The sequence below is a fragment of the Sphingomonas jinjuensis genome, from assembly GCF_014197105.1.
GTDB classification, from domain to species: domain Bacteria; phylum Pseudomonadota; class Alphaproteobacteria; order Sphingomonadales; family Sphingomonadaceae; genus Sphingomonas; species Sphingomonas jinjuensis.
In genome coordinates, this window is the sequence record NZ_JACIEV010000007.1 from 89,250 (window position 1) to 109,269 (window position 20,020).

Annotated in this window: 20 protein-coding genes; 12 read left to right on the forward strand and 8 right to left on the reverse strand. The window is 68.7% G+C overall.

The genetic code is table 11. From position 1 onward, the window contains the following. Window positions 1–31 precede the first annotated feature (31 nt). From GGQ80_RS12520 to GGQ80_RS12530, 3 genes are all read left to right on the forward strand, one after another. Complete coding sequence (locus GGQ80_RS12520) at window positions 32–838, forward strand: DUF815 domain-containing protein (RefSeq protein ID WP_183985309.1); 807 nt, start codon at window positions 32–34, stop codon at window positions 836–838. Next, a complete protein-coding gene (locus tag GGQ80_RS18485) occupies window positions 835–1,878 on the forward strand; it encodes a histidine kinase dimerization/phosphoacceptor domain -containing protein (protein ID WP_183985311.1) in 1,044 nt (347 codons plus the stop codon). The genes GGQ80_RS12520 and GGQ80_RS18485 overlap by 4 nt, the downstream gene beginning before the upstream one ends. Before the next feature lie 196 nt (window positions 1,879–2,074). Then, window positions 2,075–2,506, forward strand: a complete 432-nt coding sequence (locus GGQ80_RS12530) for a glycine zipper 2TM domain-containing protein (RefSeq protein WP_183985313.1) — start codon at window positions 2,075–2,077, stop codon at window positions 2,504–2,506. A 210-nt stretch (window positions 2,507–2,716) separates the two neighbouring features. Here the strand turns inward: GGQ80_RS12530 and GGQ80_RS12535 are convergent, their stop codons facing one another. Next, complete coding sequence (locus GGQ80_RS12535; protein ID WP_183985315.1) at window positions 2,717–4,516, reverse strand: ABC-F family ATP-binding cassette domain-containing protein; 1,800 nt, start codon at window positions 4,514–4,516, stop codon at window positions 2,717–2,719. A 257-nt stretch (window positions 4,517–4,773) separates the two neighbouring features. On the opposite strand from GGQ80_RS12535, the gene GGQ80_RS12540 reads away from it, so the two are divergent. From GGQ80_RS12540 to GGQ80_RS12550, 3 genes are all read left to right on the forward strand, one after another. Next, a complete protein-coding gene (locus GGQ80_RS12540) occupies window positions 4,774–5,070 on the forward strand; it encodes a hypothetical protein (protein ID WP_183985317.1) in 297 nt (98 codons plus the stop codon). Window positions 5,071–5,116: 46 nt separating this feature from the next. Beyond that, complete coding sequence (locus GGQ80_RS12545) at window positions 5,117–5,782, forward strand: response regulator transcription factor (RefSeq protein WP_183985319.1); 666 nt, start codon at window positions 5,117–5,119, stop codon at window positions 5,780–5,782. Window positions 5,783–5,862: 80 nt separating this feature from the next. Further along, window positions 5,863–7,170, forward strand: coding sequence for a sensor histidine kinase (locus GGQ80_RS12550; protein ID WP_183985321.1), 1,308 nt, complete (start codon window positions 5,863–5,865; stop codon window positions 7,168–7,170). A gap of 127 nt (window positions 7,171–7,297) precedes the next feature. On the opposite strand, the gene GGQ80_RS12555 is transcribed toward GGQ80_RS12550, so the two are convergent. The 3 genes from GGQ80_RS12555 to GGQ80_RS12565 all read right to left on the reverse strand — a co-directional run bounded on the left by GGQ80_RS12555 (window position 7,298) and on the right by GGQ80_RS12565 (window position 11,209). Continuing rightward, complete coding sequence (locus GGQ80_RS12555) at window positions 7,298–7,741, reverse strand: PEPxxWA-CTERM sorting domain-containing protein (RefSeq protein WP_183985323.1); 444 nt, start codon at window positions 7,739–7,741, stop codon at window positions 7,298–7,300. A gap of 100 nt (window positions 7,742–7,841) precedes the next feature. Next, window positions 7,842–8,852 carry an LLM class flavin-dependent oxidoreductase gene (locus GGQ80_RS12560; protein ID WP_183985325.1) on the reverse strand — a complete coding sequence of 337 codons (1,011 nt, stop codon included), beginning with the start codon at window positions 8,850–8,852 and terminating at the stop codon, window positions 7,842–7,844. 35 nt (window positions 8,853–8,887) lie between these two features. Beyond that, on the reverse strand, window positions 8,888–11,209 hold the full coding sequence (locus GGQ80_RS12565; protein WP_183985327.1) for a S8 family peptidase: 2,322 nt from the start codon (window positions 11,207–11,209) through the stop codon (window positions 8,888–8,890). A gap of 160 nt (window positions 11,210–11,369) precedes the next feature. On the opposite strand from GGQ80_RS12565, the gene GGQ80_RS12570 reads away from it, so the two are divergent. The 4 genes from GGQ80_RS12570 (at window position 11,370) to GGQ80_RS18765 (ending at window position 14,682) form a co-directional block, all read left to right on the forward strand. Further along, window positions 11,370–12,035 carry a pyrimidine 5'-nucleotidase gene (locus GGQ80_RS12570; protein ID WP_183985329.1) on the forward strand — a complete coding sequence of 222 codons (666 nt, stop codon included), beginning with the start codon at window positions 11,370–11,372 and terminating at the stop codon, window positions 12,033–12,035. Continuing rightward, a complete protein-coding gene (dapD, locus tag GGQ80_RS12575; protein WP_183985331.1) occupies window positions 12,032–12,850 on the forward strand; it encodes a 2,3,4,5-tetrahydropyridine-2,6-dicarboxylate N-succinyltransferase in 819 nt (272 codons plus the stop codon). Before GGQ80_RS12570 ends, dapD begins: the two co-directional genes overlap by 4 nt. An 88-nt stretch (window positions 12,851–12,938) precedes the next feature. Further along, entirely contained in the window at window positions 12,939–13,901 is a 963-nt protein-coding gene (gene glpX, locus GGQ80_RS12580) for a class II fructose-bisphosphatase (protein ID WP_183985333.1), read from the forward strand. A gap of 97 nt (window positions 13,902–13,998) precedes the next feature. Beyond that, window positions 13,999–14,682 (forward strand): CPBP family glutamic-type intramembrane protease, encoded by a 684-nt coding sequence (locus GGQ80_RS18765; RefSeq protein WP_183985335.1) that lies wholly within the window; start codon window positions 13,999–14,001, stop codon window positions 14,680–14,682. On the opposite strand, the gene GGQ80_RS12590 is transcribed toward GGQ80_RS18765, so the two are convergent. From GGQ80_RS12590 to GGQ80_RS12605, 4 genes are all read right to left on the reverse strand, one after another. Next, on the reverse strand, window positions 14,672–15,433 hold the full coding sequence (locus GGQ80_RS12590) for an ABC transporter permease (protein WP_183985337.1): 762 nt from the start codon (window positions 15,431–15,433) through the stop codon (window positions 14,672–14,674). The two genes, GGQ80_RS18765 and GGQ80_RS12590, sit on opposite strands and share 11 nt — an antisense overlap. Window positions 15,434–15,560: 127 nt before the next feature. Beyond that, the gene (locus GGQ80_RS12595) at window positions 15,561–16,490 is read right to left on the reverse strand and encodes an ABC transporter ATP-binding protein (RefSeq protein WP_183985339.1); all 930 of its coding nucleotides are present in this window, start codon (window positions 16,488–16,490) and stop codon (window positions 15,561–15,563) included. A gap of 133 nt (window positions 16,491–16,623) precedes the next feature. After that, window positions 16,624–17,310, reverse strand: coding sequence for a DsbA family protein (locus GGQ80_RS12600; protein WP_183985341.1), 687 nt, complete (start codon window positions 17,308–17,310; stop codon window positions 16,624–16,626). Beyond that, the gene (locus GGQ80_RS12605) at window positions 17,307–18,668 is read right to left on the reverse strand and encodes a M48 family metalloprotease (protein WP_183985343.1); all 1,362 of its coding nucleotides are present in this window, start codon (window positions 18,666–18,668) and stop codon (window positions 17,307–17,309) included. Before GGQ80_RS12605 ends, GGQ80_RS12600 begins: the two co-directional genes overlap by 4 nt. Before the next feature lie 257 nt (window positions 18,669–18,925). On the opposite strand from GGQ80_RS12605, the gene pnuC reads away from it, so the two are divergent. Continuing rightward, complete coding sequence (gene pnuC, locus GGQ80_RS12610) at window positions 18,926–19,504, forward strand: nicotinamide riboside transporter PnuC (protein WP_183985345.1); 579 nt, start codon at window positions 18,926–18,928, stop codon at window positions 19,502–19,504. Then, a complete protein-coding gene (locus tag GGQ80_RS12615) occupies window positions 19,501–20,016 on the forward strand; it encodes an AAA family ATPase (protein WP_183985347.1) in 516 nt (171 codons plus the stop codon). Before pnuC ends, GGQ80_RS12615 begins: the two co-directional genes overlap by 4 nt. Window positions 20,017–20,020: the final 4 nt, after the last annotated feature.

The window sequence follows — 20,020 nt, forward strand, 5'->3', positions numbered from 1 at the left end:
CGCCGGTGATTACGCCTTAGAAACGAGGCCGATGACCGACGCTCTGGAGCGTATCGCCGCCGCGCTGGAGCGGCTGTCCCCGCCGCCCACGCCGGCGGGCGACCCGACGTCCCATCCGGCCTATGTCTGGCGCGGCGCCACTCTGACCGCGGCCCGTCAGTTCGCGCCGCTGCCGCTCGACCTGCTGATCGGCGTCGAGCGCCAGAAGCAGGCGCTGACCGAAAACCTGCGTCGTCATGCGCGCCGGGCCGCGGCGCACGACGTGCTGCTGTGGGGCGCACGGGGGACCGGCAAGTCGGCGCTGGTCAAGAGCAGCATCGCCGCAGTGCAGGCAGAGGGCGGCGACATCGCGCTTGTCGAGGTCGCGGCACCGACGACGCTGCCGGCGCTGTTCGCGGTGCTTGGCCAGGTCGACCGCGCCTTCGCGCTGTTTCTCGACGATCTCGGCTTCGACGATCCGGGCGACGCTCGTACGCTGCGCTCGCTGCTCGAGGGAGTGGCCGAGGCGCGACCCGACAACGTCCGGCTGGTCGTCACCGCCAACCGCCGCCACCTGGTGCCGCGCGATATCGCGGAGCAAGATAGCGCGATCAATGTCCGTGACAGCGTCGACGATCACCTCGCGCTGGCCGACCGTTTCGGGTTGAGCCTGGGCTTCCACGTCCTCGACCAGGACGGCTACGTCGCGATCGTCGAGGCTTATGGCCGGCGCTTTGGGCTGGCGGTCGATCCCGCCGATGCGATCGGCTGGGCGACGAAGCGGGGTAGCCGATCGGGCCGCGTCGCCTGGCAATATATCGTCGAGATTGCCGGTCGCGAAGGACGTGTCCTCGCGTGACGCCAATCCGGCGCTTCCGCTCGCGCATCGCGCGGCTCGGAGAGCTGGATGTCGTGGCGCGGTTGACGCCGATCATGCCGTACTGGATGGCCGAGCTGTCGGTGGCGCTGCTCGCGATCGGCGCGTCGATGCTGGCGCGGTTGCTGCTCGACCTGGTCGCGCCGGGCGGGGCGCCGTTCGTGCTGGTCTATCCCGCCGCGATGCTTGCCGCGCTGCTTGCCGGCTGGCGGGCGGGATTGCTGACGGCGTTGGTGCTGATCGGCTACATCAAATACTATAGCTATCCGGTGATCGGCTCGTTCGCGCCCGCGGACAGCGCCGGCGCCTTCACGTTGGTCGCGATCCTGATCGGTGCGATGCTGATCGTCGCGATCGCCGCGATCTTCCGCGCCGCCGTAGCGCGGGCCACCGGCGAGCGCGACCGCGAGATCGCGGATCGCGACCTGCTGCTCGCCGAATTCGACCATCGCATGAAGAACAATTTCGCGATCGTCGCCTCGATCCTCGACATCCAGCGCCGCCGCAGCGACGGCGCCGCCGCGGAGGCGCTGGGCGCGGCGTTCCACCGGGTCGAGAGCATCGCCCGCGCGCATCGCCAGCTCTACCGCGGCGACGGGCAGGGCGGCACCGTCGAGATGCGCGACTATCTGACCGGGCTGTGCGAGGCGCTGGCCGACGCGCTGTTCCTGCGCGGCGGGGTGAGCCTGCGCGTCGAGTGCGCGCCGGTGGCGATCGACCGCGACCGCGCGGTGTCGATCGGGCTGGTCGTCAACGAGCTGGTGACGAACGCCGCCAAGCATGCCTTCGTCGATCGTGACGCCGGCACGATCCGAGTCACCTTCGGGCCGGACGGCGCGGGATGGAAGCTGGTGGTCGCCGACGACGGCGTCGGCATGCCCGCCAAGTCGAGTGAAACGCCGAAGTCCGACAGCGGGCTCGGCTCGCGACTGATTCCCGCCTTCGCGCGGCAGGCCGGGGGGACGCTGGTGACCGAGAGCGATGCCAGCGGCACGCGGGTGACGTTGCTGCTCACCGCCTGATCGCGCTGGCCGGCGGGGCGAATGTTGAGACTCTTCACACTCGAATGGGGTGCAGACCGGCGCGACGCACCGCTGCATTCGCGACGCGGCTGAACGATGGATAACGGCCGCATTCAGGATCGGCTCAATACCGGACGCCCATAGCACGTCATCGGCCGCTTCCCGGTCGACGCGTTCAAGTGATGGGAGCAGGAAGATGCTGAAGAAGTTTTCGATCGGTGCCGGGGCACTCGCGATGGGACTGGCTTCGCTGACCCCGGTTGCCGCCAGCGCTCAGCAATACGGCGGCCGTGGCTATTACGACTATGGTCGCGGCTACGACGACGATGGCTATCGCGATCATGACCGCGCCTATCGCCGCGCCGCCCGCGACGGCTGGAACCAGCAGCCGCGTTATGACCAGGGCGATCGCTATTACCGCGATGGCCGTGCCTATAGCTACAACCAGCGCCGCTGCCAGGACGGCACGATCGGCACCGTCGTCGGCGCGCTGGCCGGCGGCCTGCTCGGCCGCACGATCGACAGCCGCGGTGACCGGACGCTAGGCACCGTGCTGGGCGCCGGCGCCGGCGCGCTGGCCGGCAACGCGGTCGGGCGCTCGGGCAACCCGGGCTATTGCCGCCGTTGACTAAGGCGGGCGGTCTAGCGCCGCCCGACGCTCTTCACAGGACGCCGCTGGTCGCAAGGCCGGCGGCGTTCGGTCGTTCCAAGATCGATCAGGCGTTTGCGGCAAAATCACTTCATCCTGTCCCGTTCGCGCTGAGCGTAGTCGAAGCACATGCCACGAACGCCTCCGCCTGCGGCCTGTCCTTCGACTACGCTCAGGACGAACGGTGGGTTAACCCGATGTCATATCGTTCATCGCCTCGACCTGCTCAGCAAGTTCCAGCCACCGCATTTCGGCTGCGTCCTTGTCTTGGCGGGCTTTGTCGACGGCGGCGCTAAGTCGCTGAAATTCAGAGAAATTGCGAGTGTAAAGGTTGGAATCGGCGAGCGCCGCCTCGTCGCGGGCAATGGCGGCGTCCAGTTCCTCGATCCGCGCGGGGAGCTGATCGTAGTCGCGCTGGTCCTTGTAGCTCAGCTTAGCGCGCGACGGCGGTGGGGGAGGGGGCGTCGCGGCGGGCTTGGCGGCGGTGGCTTTGCGCGGTTCGGGGCGGCGCTGGCGCTTGCGTTCCCAATCCTCATAGCCGCCGGCGACGACGTCGACGCTGCCCGATCCGTCGAGGCCGAGCGTCACGGTGACGGTTCGATCGAGGAAGTCGCGATCGTGGCTGACGATCAGCACCGTGCCCTCGTAATCGGCGATGACTTCCTGAAGCAGGTCGAGCGTTTCGAGATCGAGGTCGTTGGTCGGCTCGTCGAGAACCAGCAGGTTCGACCGCCGCGCGAATTCGCGCGCGAGCAGCAGGCGCGAGCGCTCGCCGCCCGACAGCGAGCCGATCTTGGCCTCCGCCAGGCTGGGATCGAACAGGAATTCCTTGAGATAGCCGTGGATGTGTTTGCGGGTGCCGAGCACGTCGATCCAGTCGCCGCCGTCGGCCAGCACGTCGCGGACGCGCTTGTCGGGCGCCATCAGGCTGCGCTGCTGGTCGATGACGACACCATCGAGCGTCTTGGCGAGCCGGACTTCGCCTTCGTCGGGCTGGATCTCGCCGGTCAACAACTTCAATAGCGTCGTCTTGCCCGCGCCATTGGCGCCGACGATGCCGATGCGGTCCTTGCGCGTCACCCGCAGCGACAGGTCGCGGATGATGGTGCGGTCGCCGAAGCCCTTGGTGACGTGCTTGGCATCGATCACGACCTTGGTCTTGCTGTCGTCCGCGCCGGTCTGGAGCGCGGCGGCGCCCTGCGGCCCGATCATCGCCGCGCGTTCGGCGCGCATCTCCTTAAGCTTCGACAGCCGGCCCATGTTGCGGCGGCGGCGCCCGGTAACGCCGCGCTGGAGCCAGTGCTCCTCGATCTTGAGCTTGGCGTCGAGCTTCTCGGCGGCGCGCTGTTCCTCGGCATAGACCTGGTCGGTCCATGCCTCAAACCCGCCAAAGCCGATCTCGGCGCGGCGGACGGTACCGCGGTCGAGCCATAGCGTCTGCTTCGTCAGGCGCGTCAGGAAGGTGCGGTCGTGGCTGATCGCGATGAACGCGCCGCGGAAGCGCGACAGCCAATCCTCCAGCCAGTCGATCGCGGCGATGTCGAGGTGGTTGGTCGGCTCGTCGAGCAGCAAGATGTCGGGATTCTGCGCCAGCGCGCGGACGATCGCGGCGCGGCGACGCTCGCCCCCGCTGGCGGACGTGGCGTCGCGCGACAGATCGATACCGAGCTGGTCGGCGATCGCGTCCGCCTCATGCGGTTGCGGCGCGTCGTCGCCGGCGAGGACGTAATCGGCGAGCGTCGCGTGGCGGGCGACGTCGGGTTCCTGCTCGAGCAGGACGACGCGGGTGCCGGGCACGATGCTGCGCTTGCCCTCGTCGCTGTCGATGACGCCGGCGATCAGCTTGAGCAGCGTCGTCTTGCCGGCGCCGTTGCGGCCGATCAGCGCAAGGCGATCGCGCGGGCCGACCTGGACGTCGAGGTGGCGGAACAGCCAGCCGGCTCCCTGAATGAGGCCCAGGTCTTCGAAGGATAGGATCGGCGCTGCCATCGGCGCGACCTAGGGGTATTACGGAACCTCATCAATCCTCCCCCGCCAGGGGGAGGTGGCGGCGGAGCCGTCGGAGGGGGAGGTGGCGATACGCTGTCGATAGGGCATGGCTTCCTCCCCCTCCGTCAGGCTGCGCCTGCCACCTCCCCCTGGCGGGGGAGGATCGATTGGGGAACCCGTTGCCCCCACGCAGGTTGCGCGCGACTGACGCGGCCATTCACAGCGTGTTCAATGCCCCTTATCTACACCGCCCGACGATGAAGACCCCCGCCCTCCTTCTCGCGCTCGTCGCGGTGCCGCTGACGGCGCAGGCGCCGATGCAACGGCGCAACGATCAGATGCGCGCCTATGATGCGCGGCGGGAGGGCACGCTGCTGTCGCTGCGCGAGATCGAGCAGCGCGTCGTGCCGACGATGAAGGGGGCCGAATACATCGGCTTCGACTTCGACTATGCGAGCAAGGTTTACACACTGAAGTTCCTGCGCGATGGGGCAGTGATCTGGGTCGATGTCGATGGCCGTTCGGGTCAGATCCTGGGACGTACGGGTCGCTGAGGCCAGTTCCTGCGTTAACGACGATAATGATGACAGGGAGACAGCGATGCGTGTGCTGATCGTTGAGGACGAGCCCAATCTCGGCCAACAGCTGAAGAACACGCTGGAGGGCGCGGGCTATGCCATCGATCTCGCCACCGACGGCGAGGAAGGGCATTTTCTCGGCTCCACCGAGAATTACGACGCGATCGTGCTCGATCTCGGCCTGCCAGAGGTCGACGGGCTGACGGTGCTCGACCGCTGGCGCAAGGAGGGCAAGACGATGCCCGTGCTGGTGCTGACGGCGCGCGACAGCTGGTCGGACAAGGTGGCGGGGCTCGATGCGGGCGCCGACGACTATGTCGCCAAGCCGTTCCAGACCGAGGAATTGATCGCCCGGCTGCGCGCGCTGATCCGCCGGGCGAGCGGCAACGCCTCGTCCGAGCTGACCGCGGGCGACGTTCGCCTCGACACGCGATCGGGCAAGGTGACGCGTGCGGGCGAGGCGGTGAAGCTGACCGCGCAGGAGTATAAGCTGCTGAGCTATCTGCTTCATCACAAGGGCAAGGTGGTCAGCCGCACCGAGTTGATCGAGCATATCTACGATCAGGATTTCGATCGCGATTCCAACACCATCGAGGTGTTCGTGACGCGCATCCGCAAGAAGCTGGGCCAGGACGTCATCACCACCATCCGCGGGCTCGGCTATAGCCTCGAGGATCCGGACGCCTGAGCGAAGAGGCGACGAGCGACGGGGTAGCGGCCAAGCCGGCGCGGCATCGTCCGCGTGCGTCGGGGTCGCTGTCGCGGCGCATGATCCTGATCGCGGCGGCGTGGATCGCGCTGCTGCTGGTCGGTGGCGGTTTTGCGCTCGACCGGGTGCTGGTCGCGGCGGTAACGCGCAACTTCGACGACCAGCTGGAATATGTCCTGACCGCGATGATCGTGTCGGGCGAGATCGACACCAGCGGCGAGGTGACGTTCAACCGCGAACCCGCCGATCAGCGCTTCCTGGAGCCAGGATCGGGCCTTTATTATCAGGTCAGCGGCAAGGGGTTCGAACCCTATCCGTCGCGATCGCTGTGGGACCGGCGGCTGGCCTGGGGCGGCAACCATACCGACCGGCGCATCCACAGCTATGACAGCAACCAGTTTCCCGGCGAGAAGCTGCGCATTGTCGAGCGTGACGTGACGCTGCCGGGATCGAGCACGCGCTGGCGGTTCCAGGTCGCGCAGAGTCGCGACGGGCTCGACGGGCAGATCGCGGTGCTGCGGCGGACGCTGGTGCGCAGCTTCGCGCTGCTGGCGATCGGGCTGATCGTGATGGCGGCGTTGCAGACCTTCTATGGTCTCTGGCCGCTGCGGCAGGTGCGCGAGGAGATCGCGCGGATGCGCGCCGGTCTGTCGAACCGGGTATCGAGCTCGATGCCGATCGAGCTGGCGCCGATGGTCGAGGAGCTGAACGCGCTGGTCGCACATAATGAGATGCAGGCGGAAGAAGCGCGGCGCCATGCCGGCAACCTGGCGCATGCGCTGAAAACGCCGCTGACGGTCATCATGAACGCGGCGACCGCTGGCGCCGACGACCTTGCCGAGACGGTGGTGCGCGAGGCGCGGACGATGCGGCGGCAGGTCGACCATCACCTGGCGCGGGCGCGGGCGGTCGGTCGGCGCGGGTCGGCGCATAGCCGGGCTGAGGTGTGGCCGAGCCTGGAGTCGGTCGAGCGCGCCGTCGCGCGGCTTTATCGCCATGTGCGGATCGACGTGACGGGGCCGAAGAACCTGCAGGTCCACGTCGAGCGCCAGGATCTCGACGAGATGCTAGGCAACCTGATCGAGAATGCCGCCAAATATGGTGGCGGCAGCGTGTTCGTGACGGTCGGCGCGCAGGCGGGGTTCGTCGAGTTCCTGATCGAGGACGACGGGACGGGCATTCCCGAGGAGCAGCGGGTGCGGATCTTCGATCGCGGCGTGCGGCTGGACACCGGGAAGCCGGGAACGGGCCTCGGCATGGCGATCGTCCGCGATGTCGCGGAAATCTATGGCGGCACGGTCGCGCTCGAGGAGAGCGAGGATCTGGGCGGGCTGCTGGTGCGGTTGCGGTTGCCGGCGGCGACGTAGGGGCCTGTTCGTCATTCCCGCGCAGGCGGGAATCCATGGGGCAGCGAGCGACTGTCCATCAACTTGGGCGACGTCGCCTGCGGCAAGCTGGATCCCGGCTCAAGGCCGGGATGACGGGGGGGAAGACTTACGCGTCCTCGCCGGCGGCGATGCGGCGCATGCGTTCGGTGAAGCGGCGTTCCGAGGCGCGGAGGCGACGACGCAGGCCGTAGCCGGCGGCGCCGAAGCCGAGCACCATCATAACCCAGGTGGCGGGTTCGGGCAGGCGGCTCATCGTCGTCGGTGCGGTGTCGCCGGTCGCCGGTGTGTCGCCGCTGGCGAGCGAGCGGACGCCCGAAACGGGGGCGAGGTCGGCGAACACCTGGTCGTCGACGCTGCCGCCGACGGTCAGCGGGCGCAGGCTGGCCGCATGGCCGGGCGTGGCGGCGCGATCGACCGCGGCGGTGAAGGCGTCGGCGGTATCTGCCCTGGTCGCGACCCAGGCGGCATCGCTATGGACGGCGGCATCCGCAACCATCGGCGCCGCGCCGAGCGCGACAACGGATAGCGACAGAAGCGTGCGGCGTAACATTCCAAGGTCCCCCGCCGACCGATGGGCCGACGGCGGTTTCCTTGCCATAAGATGAACGCGGCTTCAATCATCCCGCAGCGCCGTCGTCCCGGTGCGGGACTCAGGCGGCGGCGCGGGGCGCCTCCGCCAGCGAGCGCATCGCCGTCGCGGCGATGGCGATGCTGCGCTTGCGGGCGGCGTGGTCGTAGATCGCGCTGGTCACCATGACCTCGTCGACGCCGGTGCGCGCGACGAAATCGGCGAGGCCGCGCTCGATCGTCGCCGGATCGCCGACCGCCGAGCAGGACAGGACGTGATCGAGGATCGCGCGCCCCTGGGCGCCGAGCGAGTCCTTGTAGCCTTCGACGGGCGGGGGCAGCTGGCGCGGATTGCCGGTTCGCAGCGCGACGAAGGCCTGTTGCTGCGAGCTGGCGAGGAGCTCTGCCTCTTCGGTCGTGTCCGCGGCAAAGACGTTGAAGCCGGCCATCGCATAGGGCCGGTCCAGCGTCGCCGAGGGGCGGAAATCGCGGCGGTAGATCGCCAGCGCGGCATCGAGCGCATCGGGCGCGAAGTGCGAGGCGAAGGCATAGGGCAGGCCGAGCGCGGCAGCGAGCTGCGCGCCGAAGGTGCTGGAGCCGAGGATCCACATCTGCGGCCGCGCGCCGGCACCGGGGGTGGCGCGGATGCCGGTCTGGCCGTCATCGGCAAAATAGCTCTGCAGCTCGAGCACGTCCTGCGGGAAGGCGTTGGGGTCGCTATCGAGCGTTCGGCGCAGCGCGCGGGCGACGCGCTGGTCGGAACCGGGCGCGCGGCCGAGGCCGAGATCGATGCGGCCCGGGAAGAGCGCATCGAGCGTGCCGAACTGCTCGGCGATCTGAAGCGGCGCGGAGTTGGGCAGCATGATGCCGCCCGCGCCGACGCGGATCGCCTTCGTCGCGGCGGCGACATGCGCGATCACGACGGCGGTCGCCGCGCTGGCAATGCCCTCCATGCCGTGATGCTCGGCCACCCAATAGCGGCCGAAGCCCTGAGCTTCGGCATGGACGGCGAGATCGGCGGCGTTGGCCAGCGCCTGGGCGACGGTGCCGCCTTCGACGACGGGGACGAGATCGAGGAGGGAATAACGTGTCATGAGGGGAAGATGGGGATCGCGGGGATGAGTGGCAATCAGAAACCGACCGACCAGCGCAACGCCGCGCCGTAATCGGGGGGCAGGACGGCGATATTGCCGGGATCGCGGCGCCAGAACAGGTTGGTTTCGACCAGCCCGATCGCGAGCGGGGCGGCGTAGCGCATCTCGACGTCGAGCTCGCGGCCGGTGGGGGCGAGGTTGAGGCGCTGGCGTTCCCAGGCGGTAACGGCGCCGCTAGCATAGTCCCAATAGACCGGCATCGACAGCGCCACCCCGCCGCGCTCGACGCGCAACGGCTGGGCGAGGCGAAGACCGATGCTGTCGCCGCTGGCGAGCAGGTCGTCCTTGCCGAGATCGGCGGCGAAGGCGCGGGTCGCGAGCAGGCCGCGGCCGTCGCCGACGCCAGCAATGCGGGCGCGGGTCCAGCCCTGACGCCACGCGCCGCCGACCGACCAGCCGGCGCCGAGGTCGGCACGGGCGCGCGCGTCGAGGAAGGCGGAGGCGGCGCTGGCGGCGCCGAAGCCAAGGTCGAAGCGGGCGCCGAGGATGGTGTCGCGCTCGTTCAGCAGCGAGCCGGTCAGGCCGAGCGACAGCATGCCCATGCGGCGGTCGAGCGCGAGCAGCACGCGGTCGTAGCGCGACCGTCGCCAGCCGCTCATCCCGGCAAGCGCCGGATCGCGCTGCCACAGGACATCGCCGGTCTCGGCGGCGCCGGTCAGGCCGATGCCGCCGATCAGGTGGCGGACGGCACCCGACGAACGGGGCCGAAGCTCGACCCCCGCGGTGCCGTCGCCGGCGACGAGGAAAGCGGGCTGGGCCGCCCCGGCGAGACTGGCGGCGAGGGTGCCGGCGCCCTGCGAAAAGCCGATCGCGTAGCTGGTCCGGCTGCCGAGGCGCTGGCTGACGATGCCGGCGATGGCGCGGGCGCTCGTCGCCTGACGGTCGCTGAGCATCGTGCGGGCGAGGACGGCATCGCCGTTGGGGCGGGCGGACAGGGTGAAGGCGGCGGTCAGCTCGCCGCGCGCGACGCTCATGACCTGCCGCCCGGTCTGCAGCGCGCCGAGCAGGAGCGGGGTCGTGCCGGCACGGCGGATGGTGGGGGCGAGATCGATCGCGAAGGCGCGGTGATAGTCGTCGAGGATCACGGCGCCGAGCGTGCCGACGCTGGCGTCACCCATCGCGGGGGACAGGGTCGCGTTGCTCACGGTCGATATCGCCGCGGTCGAGCCGGCGAGCGACATGACGCCGACCGGCTGGAAGGCGCGGGTCAGGTCGATGACGCCGTTGCCGTACACCGCGTCGACGCCGGGCGATCCCGCGTCGCGTGCGGTGCGGAACAGGATATCGACGATCTGCGCGCCGGTGAGGTTGGGAAAGGCCTGCGCCAGCAGCGCGACGGCGCCCGAAATCTGCGGCGCGGCGAAGGAGGTGCCCGACCAGAGATAGGGAGTGTTGGTATTGTCCGGTGCGCGCACGCGCTCGCCGACTGCGGCCAGGAAATAGGCGGCGCCGTTGCCCGCCTTGTCGCTGAAGGACGAGATGACGTCGCTGGTTCCGACCGATCCGGCGATGATGACCTGGTTGCGCGCCGTCGCCGTGTCGCTGGCGACATTGGCGAAGGGATCGGGGTTGTCGGTCGAATCATTGCCCGCGGCGATCACGACGACGATCCCCGCCGCGGTGGCGCGGCCGATCGCGGCGACCAGCGTCTGCGGCATCGCCGCGCCGCCGAGCGACATGTTGATGACGCGCGCGCCGGCATTGCGGGCGGCATCGACGCCGCGGGCGATGGCGTCGGTCGAGAATTTGCAGCTCTCGTCGCTGTCGCTGCCCGCCGAGCTGGCGCAGGTGCCGGGGCGGTCGGCGCGCAGGATAGTGAGCGTCGCGTCGAAGGCGACGCCGTGCGTGCCGGCATCGTTGCGCCGCCCGGCGGCGGTAAAGGCGACGGCGGTGCCATGGCCGCTCTGGTCGGCGATCGAGCTGTTCCCCGCGACGTCCTGCGAGGCGGACGAAATCCGGTTGCCGAATTCGGCGCTGGTCGTGTCGATGCCGCTGTCGATGATCGCGAGATTGACGCCGGCCCCGGTCGCGCCCTTCTGATAAGCGGCGAGCGCGTTCATCGATACGGCGCCGACGGTCGCGCGATATTCGCTCGTGTCGTAGCTCGCGGTGGCGGTCGGCGTGGGGCTAGGCGCCGGGGCGGGTGCGGGCGTCGGGCTGGGCGACGGGGTGGGGATGGTGACGACCGGTGCCGGGGTGGTGCTGACGCCGCCACCGCCGCCACCGCCGCAGCCCGCCAGCAGGGCGAGCGGGGCGATGCCCCACCAGCGCGGCGCCGATCTGCCGTAGCCTTTCATGACGCTTTTACCCCTTCGACTCAGGTCGTTGGCGAAGCTTAGGGGCGAAAGATGTCCAAAACATCCCGTCTTGCGGCCGGTACGGAAGCAGGCAGGATGATGCGCGAGGGTCGGGGAACGGCTTGCCGCACTGGCCCGCGCACCATAGAGGCTCGCGGCGATGCTGCCGCGGCTTGCCACGATCGACACCTGGATCTTCGATCTGGACAATACGCTGTATCCGGCGAGCGCGAACCTGTTCCAGCGGATCGACGCGCGGATGACCGCCTATGTCGCACGGACGCTGGGGCTCGACCGCGAGACGGCGTTCCGGGTGCAGAAGGACTATTTCCTGGCGCATGGCACGACGCTGGCCGGGCTGATGGCCGACCATGGCGTCGACCCGCACGAGTTCCTGGCCGACGTCCACGACATCGAGATGGACGTGCTGGAGGCCGATGCCCCGCTGGCCGCGGCGATCGCGAAGCTGCCGGGCAGGAAACTGGTCTTCACCAACGGCGACAAGCCCTATGCGCTGAAGGTGCTCGACCGGCTGGGGCTGGGCGATGCGTTCGAGGCGATTTACGACGTGCATGCGATGAACCTGGTGCCCAAGCCGGCGCCATCGGCCTATGCGGGGCTGTGCGCGGCATTCGGGCTCGATCCCGTGCGGTGCGTCTTCGTCGAAGACATGGCGCGCAACCTGGCGCCGGCAAAGGCGATCGGGATGACGACCGTGTGGATCGACAACGGTTCCGAACAGGGGCCGGACGAGGACCGCAGCTTCATCGACTTTACCGTCCCGGCGCTGGCGCCGTGGCTCAACAACATTCTGGAGGAAGCATGAGCGAGGATCTCGCCCGCACGATCGACGCCGCGTGGGAGGACCGCGCGGCGCTGGGCCTGACGACCACCGGTGAGGTCCGCGATGCCGTCGAGCAGGCGCTGGCCCAGCTCGACGCGGGCACGTCGCGGGTCGCCGAGCCCGATGGCAACGGCGGCTGGCGAGTCAACCAGTGGCTGAAGAAGGCGGTGCTGCTGAGCTTCAAGCTCAACGACAATGCGCTGATCGACAATGGGCCGGGCGCGGGCCACTGGTTCGACAAGGTGCCGTCGAAATTCTCGGGTTGGAGCGAGGCGCAGTTCCGCAGTGCCGGCTTCCGCGCGGTGCCGGGCAGCGTCGTGCGTCGCGGCGCCTATGTCGCGCCGGGCGCGATCCTGATGCCGAGCTTCGTCAACATCGGCGCCTATGTCGGCGAGGGGACGATGGTCGACACCTGGGCGACCGTGGGCAGCTGCGCGCAGATCGGGCGGAACGTCCATCTGTCGGGCGGCGCCGGGATCGGCGGGGTGCTGGAGCCGTTGCAGGCCGACCCCGTCATCATCGGCGACGGCGCGTTCATCGGCGCGCGGTCGGAAGTCGCCGAGGGCGTCCGCGTCGGCGAAGGCGCGGTGCTGTCGATGGGCGTATACCTGGGCCAGTCGACCAAGATCATCGATCGCCAGACCGGCGAAGTCTTCCGCGGCGAGGTGCCGCCCTATGCGGTGGTGGTGCCGGGATCGACCGGCGGCGAGCTGGGTCTTTATTGCGCGGTGATCGTCAAGCGGGTCGATGCACAGACGCGCAGCAAGACCAGCATCAACGAACTGCTCCGCGATTGAGGTAGGTGACGGTACGGCAGCGCCGCGAAGTCGCCTCGACACGCGGGCTCAAGCTGCTATCGCCCGGGCAAATATTTAGGGGAAGACGATGACGACGCCGAGCAAGGTTCTGGATCGCGTTCTGGTGCTTGAGATGGTCCGCGTGACCGAGGCGGCAGCGATCGGGGCGTCGACGCTGATCGGCCGGGGCGACGAGAAGGCCGCCGACGCCGCCGCGGTCGAGGCAATGCGCGCCGCGCTCAACGAGCTCGACATGGACGGCACGGTCGTGATCGGCGAGGGCGAGCGCGACGAGGCGCCGATGCTGTTCATCGGCGAGAAGGTGGGCACCGGCAACGGCCCGGCGATCGACATCGCGCTCGACCCGCTCGAAGGCACGACGATCTGCGCCAAGGCGGGGCCGAATAGCCTCGCGGTGCTGGCGATCGCCGAGAAGGGCGGTCTGCTCAACGCGCCCGACGTCTATATGGACAAGATCGCGGTCGGGCCCGGCTATCCCGACAACATCATCGACCTGGACAAGTCGCCGAGCGAGAACGTCCGCGCGCTGGCGGCGGCGAAGGGGGTCGAGCCGAACGAGATCATCGCCTGCGTCCTCGACCGCCCGCGCCACGAGAAGCTGATCGCCGAACTGCGCAGCATCGGGTGCGGCGTGGTGCTGATCGGCGACGGCGACGTCGCCGGGGTGATCGCGACGAGCAATCCCGAGACGACGATCGACATCTACATGGGATCGGGCGGCGCGCCCGAGGGCGTGCTGGCCTGCGCGGCGCTGCGCTGCGTCGGCGGTCAGTTCAAGGGCCGGCTACTGTTCCGCAACGACGACGAGCGCGCGCGCGCGGCTAAGTGGGGCGTGACCGACCTCGACAAGCAATACGACCTGACCGAGCTGGCGCGCGGCGACTGCATCTTTGCGGCGACCGGCGTGACGAGCGGATCGCTGCTCGACGGCGTCAAGCGGCAGGGTGGCAAGATGACGACCGAAAGCGTCGTGATGCGCGCCTCGTCGGGCACGGTGCGCTGGGTGAAGGGCGAGCACCGGATCGGGTGATTCCAGCATCGGTTACCCCGGCCTCGAGCCGGGGGTCCCGCTGTCTCCCGCCGCTTGAAGAAGCGTCACCCCGGCTCGAGGCCGGGGTGACTGAGGGGTGAGCTGGGTCCTGCTCCTGTTGCTCGCCGCATGGCTTGTCGGCCGGCGGTGGTGGCAGCGGCGGTTTGGGCAGCCAGTGTCGGAGCGCGGCTCGGCGGCGCATTTCCTTCGCTGGTCGGCGCGGATCGCGATCACTTATGGACTGCCGGCGGTCGTCGGCGCGACGCTGCTCGGTATCGATCTCAACCAGCCCGAGCCCAAGTTCCTGCCGCTCGCCCAGCAGCTCGGCTATGGCGAGACGTTTCCGACCGGCTTACTGCTGATCGGCATCGCTGGCGGGACGGTGATCGGCGCGGTGATCGCCTGGTGGCGGGGGCCGGGACGGCGGTGGTTCGGGCCGCCGCTCGGCGTGCCGCGGACGATCGGCGCGGTGGCGGTGGCGTTGCTCCTGGCGGCGACGGCCGGGGTGGCGGAGGAGCTGTTCTTCCGCTGGCTGGTTCCGCTGTTGCTGGTACGCGTCGGCCTCGACGTGGCTGTCGCCTTTGCCGCATCGGCGCTGATGTTCGGCTGGCTTCACCGCTATCAGGGCACGGCAGGCGTGGTCGCGACCACCCTGGGCGGCGCGATGTTCGGCTGGCTGTATCTGGTCAGCGGATCATTGCCGCTGGCGATGCTGGTCCATGTGCTGGTCGACGTCAGCGCGCTCGTCGTCCGGCCGTGGGCGGCGAGCCTCAGGACTTGAGGCGCCAGCCGGTGCGGAAAATCGTCGTGATCGCCGCGAGACACAGCAGCAGGAACACGGCGGTCACCGAGACGCTGGCGACGACGCCGACGTCGCTGACGCCGAAGAAGGTCCAGCGGAAGCCGTTGATGAGATACGCGACCGGGTTGAACAGCGTGATCGTGCGCCACGGTTCGGGCAGGATCGCGATCGAGTAGAAGGCGCCGCCGAGGAAGGTCAGCGGGGTGACGACGAGTAGCGGGATGACCTGCAACTGCTCGAACCCGTTGGCGAGGATGCCGAGCACGAAGCCGAACAGGCAGAAGGTCACCGCCACCAGCAGCAGGTAGAGGAACGCCAGCACCGGGTGCGCGAGCGGCAGGTCGACGAACAGGTGGGCGGTGGCGAAGATGACGATGCCGATCAGCATCGACTTGGTCGCGGCGGCGCCGACATAGCCGAGCACGGTTTCGAGCGGCGACAGCGGCGCCGACAGCAGCTCGTAGATCGTGCCGGTAAACTTGGGCATGTAGATGCCGAGCGAGGCGTTGAAGATGCTTTCGGAAAAGATCGCAAGCAGCATCAGCCCCGGCACGATGAAGGCGCCATAGGGCACGCTGCCGAGGTCGCCCATCCGGCTGCCGATCGCGGAGCCGAAGACAACGAAATAGAGCGAGGTCGTGATGACCGGGGTGAGCAGGCTGGTCCAGATGGTGCGGCCGAAGCGCGCCATTTCGAAGCGGTAGATGGCGAGGATGCCGTGGAGGTTCATGGCTTCGGTTTCCACGCAGAGAGACGGTCGTCATGCTGAGCTCGGTTCAGCCTCTCGGGCGGCAGGCGATACGTCGAGAGATGCTGAAATAAGTTCAGCATGACGGTGATCGGGTGGTGGGGCCGGCTCACTTCTTCTCTCTCACCAGGTCGACGAAGATGTCTTCGAGGCTCGATTTGCGGGTTTCGAGGTCGGTGAAGGCGATCCCGGCCCCGCTCAGCGCCGTCAGGAGTGCGGGAATGCCGGTCTCTTCCGCCTCGGCGTCGAAGACGTAGCGCAGGCGGCGGCCGTCGTCCGCGATCGTCAGGTTCCAGCGCGACAGCGCGTCCGGCACCGCGGCCATCGGTTCGGCAAGCTTCAGGTCGACTTCGCGCTTGCCGAGCTTCTTCATCAGCGCGTCCTTGCGATCGACGAGCAGCAGCTTGCCCCCGGTGATGACGCCGACGCGGTCGGCCATTTCCTGCGCTTCCTCGATATAGTGCGTCGTCAGGATGATCGTGACGCCGCGCGCGCGCAGCTTGTGGACCAGCTTCCACATGTCGCGGCGAAGCGCGACGTCGACGCCGGCGGTGGGTTCGTCGAGGAACAGGATGTCGGGTTCGTGGGAGAGCGCCTTGGCGATGAGCACGCGACGCTTCATGCCGCCCGACAGGCCCATGATCTTGGTGTCACGCTTGTCCCACAGCGACAGGTCGCGCAGCAGCTCCTCGATATAGGCGCTGTGGCCCGATCGGCCGAACAGGCGGCGCGAGAAGGTGACGGTGGCGAGGACGGTCTCGAACTGGTCGGTCGACAGCTCCTGCGGCACGAGGCCGATGCGGCTGCGCGCGGCCTTGTAGTCGGTGAGCGCGTCATGGCCGTCGACGCTGATCGTGCCGGTCGAGGGCGTGACGATGCCGCAGACGATGCTGATGAGCGTCGTCTTGCCGGCGCCGTTGGGGCCGAGCAGCGCGAAGATCTCGCCGCGGTCGATGTCGAGATCGACCGAATGAAGCGCGGTGGTGCCGCTCTTGTAGGTCTTGGAAACGCCGGCGATGCGCAGGATCGGGTCGGTCATGTGGCGTCGCCCTAACCCATTCGTCACCCCGGCGGAAGCCGGGGTCCATGTTGCGGCAAGCGACTCATTCCGCCATGATCCGAGCCGCTTGCGGAGAAATGGATCCCGGCTTTCGCCGGGATGACGGCGGGGGTTAGCTGGCTCGCGCTTCCGCGATGGCGGCTTGCAGCTGGTCGAGCGGCTGCGCGCCCGACAGGACGCGGTTGCCGATCACCCAGGCGGGCGTGCCCGTCAGGCCGAGCTTGCCGGCCAGCGCATAGTTGCGGCCGATCTCGGCATCCGCGGCGCGTTCGTCGAGGTTGGCGAGGGTGACGCCCGCCTTCTTCGCCGCCGTCGCGATGGTGGCGTCGGTGACTGGGCCTTGCGCGTACAGGCTGTCGTGGAAGGCGGTGAACTTGCCCTGGCGGGCGGCGGCCATGCTGGCGCGGGCGGCGGTGCGGCTGCTTTCGGCGAGGATCGGCAGCTCGCGGAAGACGACGCGGACCTTGGGGTCGCTCGCTATCAGCCTGGCGATCGTCGGCAGGCTGGCGCGGCAATAGGTGCAGTTATAGTCGAAGAACTCGACCACCGTCACATCGCCCCTGGGATTGCCGGCGATGGCGCTGGCATAGGGCTTCTCGAGCATGGGACGCAGCGCGGCGACGGCTTGTCCGGACTCGCGCAGGCGCAGCTGGTCCATCGCCTCGGTAATGACCTCGGGATGGGCGAGCAGATAGGTGCGGACCATCTCGCCGCTCGATCGGGTGCCGAGCGCGTAGACGGTGCCGCCGCCGACCAGCGAACCGGCCAGCGCGGCGAAGGGCATCAGCCATCGGGTCATCGGCGTTTCTTCTTCCTCTCGGCGGCGGCGGCGTCGCCGCTGGTCATGGCGATGTCCTGGGCGCGAAGCCAGTCGGACGTGCCCGCGGGGATGTTGGCGAGCGCATATTTGGCGGACTGGACCGCGGTGCGCTGATCGCCCGTCATTTGGGCGCGCTCGGCAGTGGCGAGCGCGGCGCGCGCGGTGTCGCCGGTCATTTCGTAGGCGGTGCCGAGCTGCATCCACGCCCAGGGATTGTCGTCGTCGCGCTGGGTGGCGACGCGCAGGACGCCGATCGCCTCTGGCAGGTTCTTCTTGTCCTCGGTCGCGATCAGCGCGTGGCCGAGCGTCGTCGCGATCAGCGGGTTGTTGCGCGATCCCTCGGTCGCATTGCGCAGCGGCGTCAGCGCTTCCTTCGGCTTGCCCGCCTCGAGCAGGATCTGGCCCTGGATCTCCTCGAAATAGGGATCTTCGGGCTTGGCGAGGACGAGCGCCGCCGCCTCCGCATCGGCGCGATCGGGAAAGCCGCCCTTATGATAGGCATAGGCGCGGGCGTAATGCGCGTAGATCGACTGATCCGACAGCGGATAGCGCTTCAACGTGTCCTCGGGGTCGAGGACGTAGCCGGCAAGCTTCGCCTTCACCCGCTTGAACCGCTCCTCGAGCGGGGCATCGAGCGGCTTGTTCCACGCGGGTGCGGTCTGCATCGTCTGGGTCAGGTTGGCGATCCGCTCCGACGATACCGGGTGGTCGAGCATGTAGCCGACCTTGCGATTGATGCCGTAGCGATATTCGAGCTGCTGCATCTTCTTGAAGAAGCTGAGGTATCCGCGCCCGGTGACGTTCGCGCCGTTGAGATAGGTAGCGCCGGCGGCATCCGCGCTTGCCTCCTGCGCGCGGCTGAAGGCGAGATACTTGCCCATCGCCGCCTGCTGCCCCGCGGCGAGGATGCCCGCGCCCGCCTCGCCGCCACCGGCCGCCATCGCGGCGAGGCCGATGACCATCGACAGCAGCGAGATGCCCATCGGCTCCTTGCCCATCCGGTCGGCGAGCGCGACGTGGCCGCCGGTGATGTGGCCGATCTCGTGCGCGATGACGCCCTGCACCTCGTTGGCGCTGTCGGCGGCGAGGATGGTGCCCGAATTGACGTAGACGGTCTGGCCGCCGGCGACGAAGGCGTTGATGCTCTGGTCGTTGACGAGGACGATCTTCACGTCGCGCGGGGACAGGCCCGCCGCGGTAATGAGCGGGGCCGACATCTCCGCCAGCATCGCCTCGGTCTCCGCATCGCGCAGCACCGATTGCGCGGACGCGGGCGTGGCGGCGGCGACCACGACCAGCGCACAGGCGGCAGCGAGGGATCGGGCGAGCGGATGCATCGATGGAGCCAAGCAGATTTGCGGGATCGGGAAAAGGGTGATGGTGGCGGAAGCGGGGTTAACTTGGGATGAAGCGCGTCTCTATCCTCCCCCGCCAGGGGGAGGTGGCGCGCCGGAGGCGTGACGGAGGGGGAGGGTTCCCGACGTCGTTCGTTGTCCACCGCCCCCTCCGTCAGCGCTGGCACGCTGCCACCTCCCCCTGGCGGGGGAGGATAAGGGTGGTGACGGCGGGGAAATCACTCGCTACGCCCCCCCTCGTGGACACGATCGAAGCCACCGCCGCGCTGCTCGTCATCGTCAACGTTGCGCTGGTGGCGCGGCGTAGCGTTTGGAACTATCCCTTCGCGATCGTCGCGGTCGCGATCTATGCCGTCATCTTCTTCCGCGCGCGGCTGTACAGCGACATGATCCTGCAGGGCTTCTTCGTCGCGGTTAACCTGTACGGCTGGGTCCACTGGTCGCGGGTCAAGGCCGAGGTCGGCGAGGTCGCGGTCGAGACGATGGCGCCGCCGGCCCGCGCCGGCTGGCTGGCCGGTTGCCTGGCGGCGACGCTGGCCTGGGGCGCGCTGATGCATCGCTTCACGGACGCGACGCACCCGTGGTGGGACGCCGGCATCGCCATTACCAGCATCGCCGCGCAGACGCTTCAGGCGCGGCGACTGATCGAAAGCTGGTGGCTGTGGATCCTGGTCGATGTCGCCTCGATCCCGCTCTATGCGATCAAGGGGCTGTGGTTCACCTGCGCGCTCTATGGCGTGCTGCTGCTGATCTCGGCGGCGGGGCTGCTCGACTGGCGGCGAGCGATGGGACGGGCGACACGGATGGTGCCGGCATGATCCCGCGCAGCGTCTGCCTCCACGGACCGGAAAGCACCGGCAAGTCGACGATCGGCCCGCAGCTGGCCCAGCATTTCGACAGCCCCTATGTCGCGGAATTCGGCCGCACCTATTGCGAGCGCTTCGGCACCGAACTGTCGATGGCCGATCTGGTCGCCATCGCGCGCGGCCATGACGCGAAGACGCAGGCGGCGCTGGCGGAGCGGTCGTATCCCGTCATCCTCGACACCGATCCGCTGATGACCGCGGTGTGGGCCGACATGCTGTTCGGCCGCCGCGACCCGTGGTTCGACGCCTGGACGGGGACCGCCGAGCTGTACCTGCTGTTCGACATCGACCTGCCCTGGGTCGAGGACGGCACGCGGATGTTCGGCAGCGATGCCGACCGGCGCCGGTTCTTCGAGCTGTCGAAGGCGGAGCTGGTGCGGCGCAAGCTGCCTTGGGTGCTGATCGGCGGAACCGGCAGCCGACGGTATCTCAACGCGCTGGACGCCATCCGCAGCTTCGGTTGATACT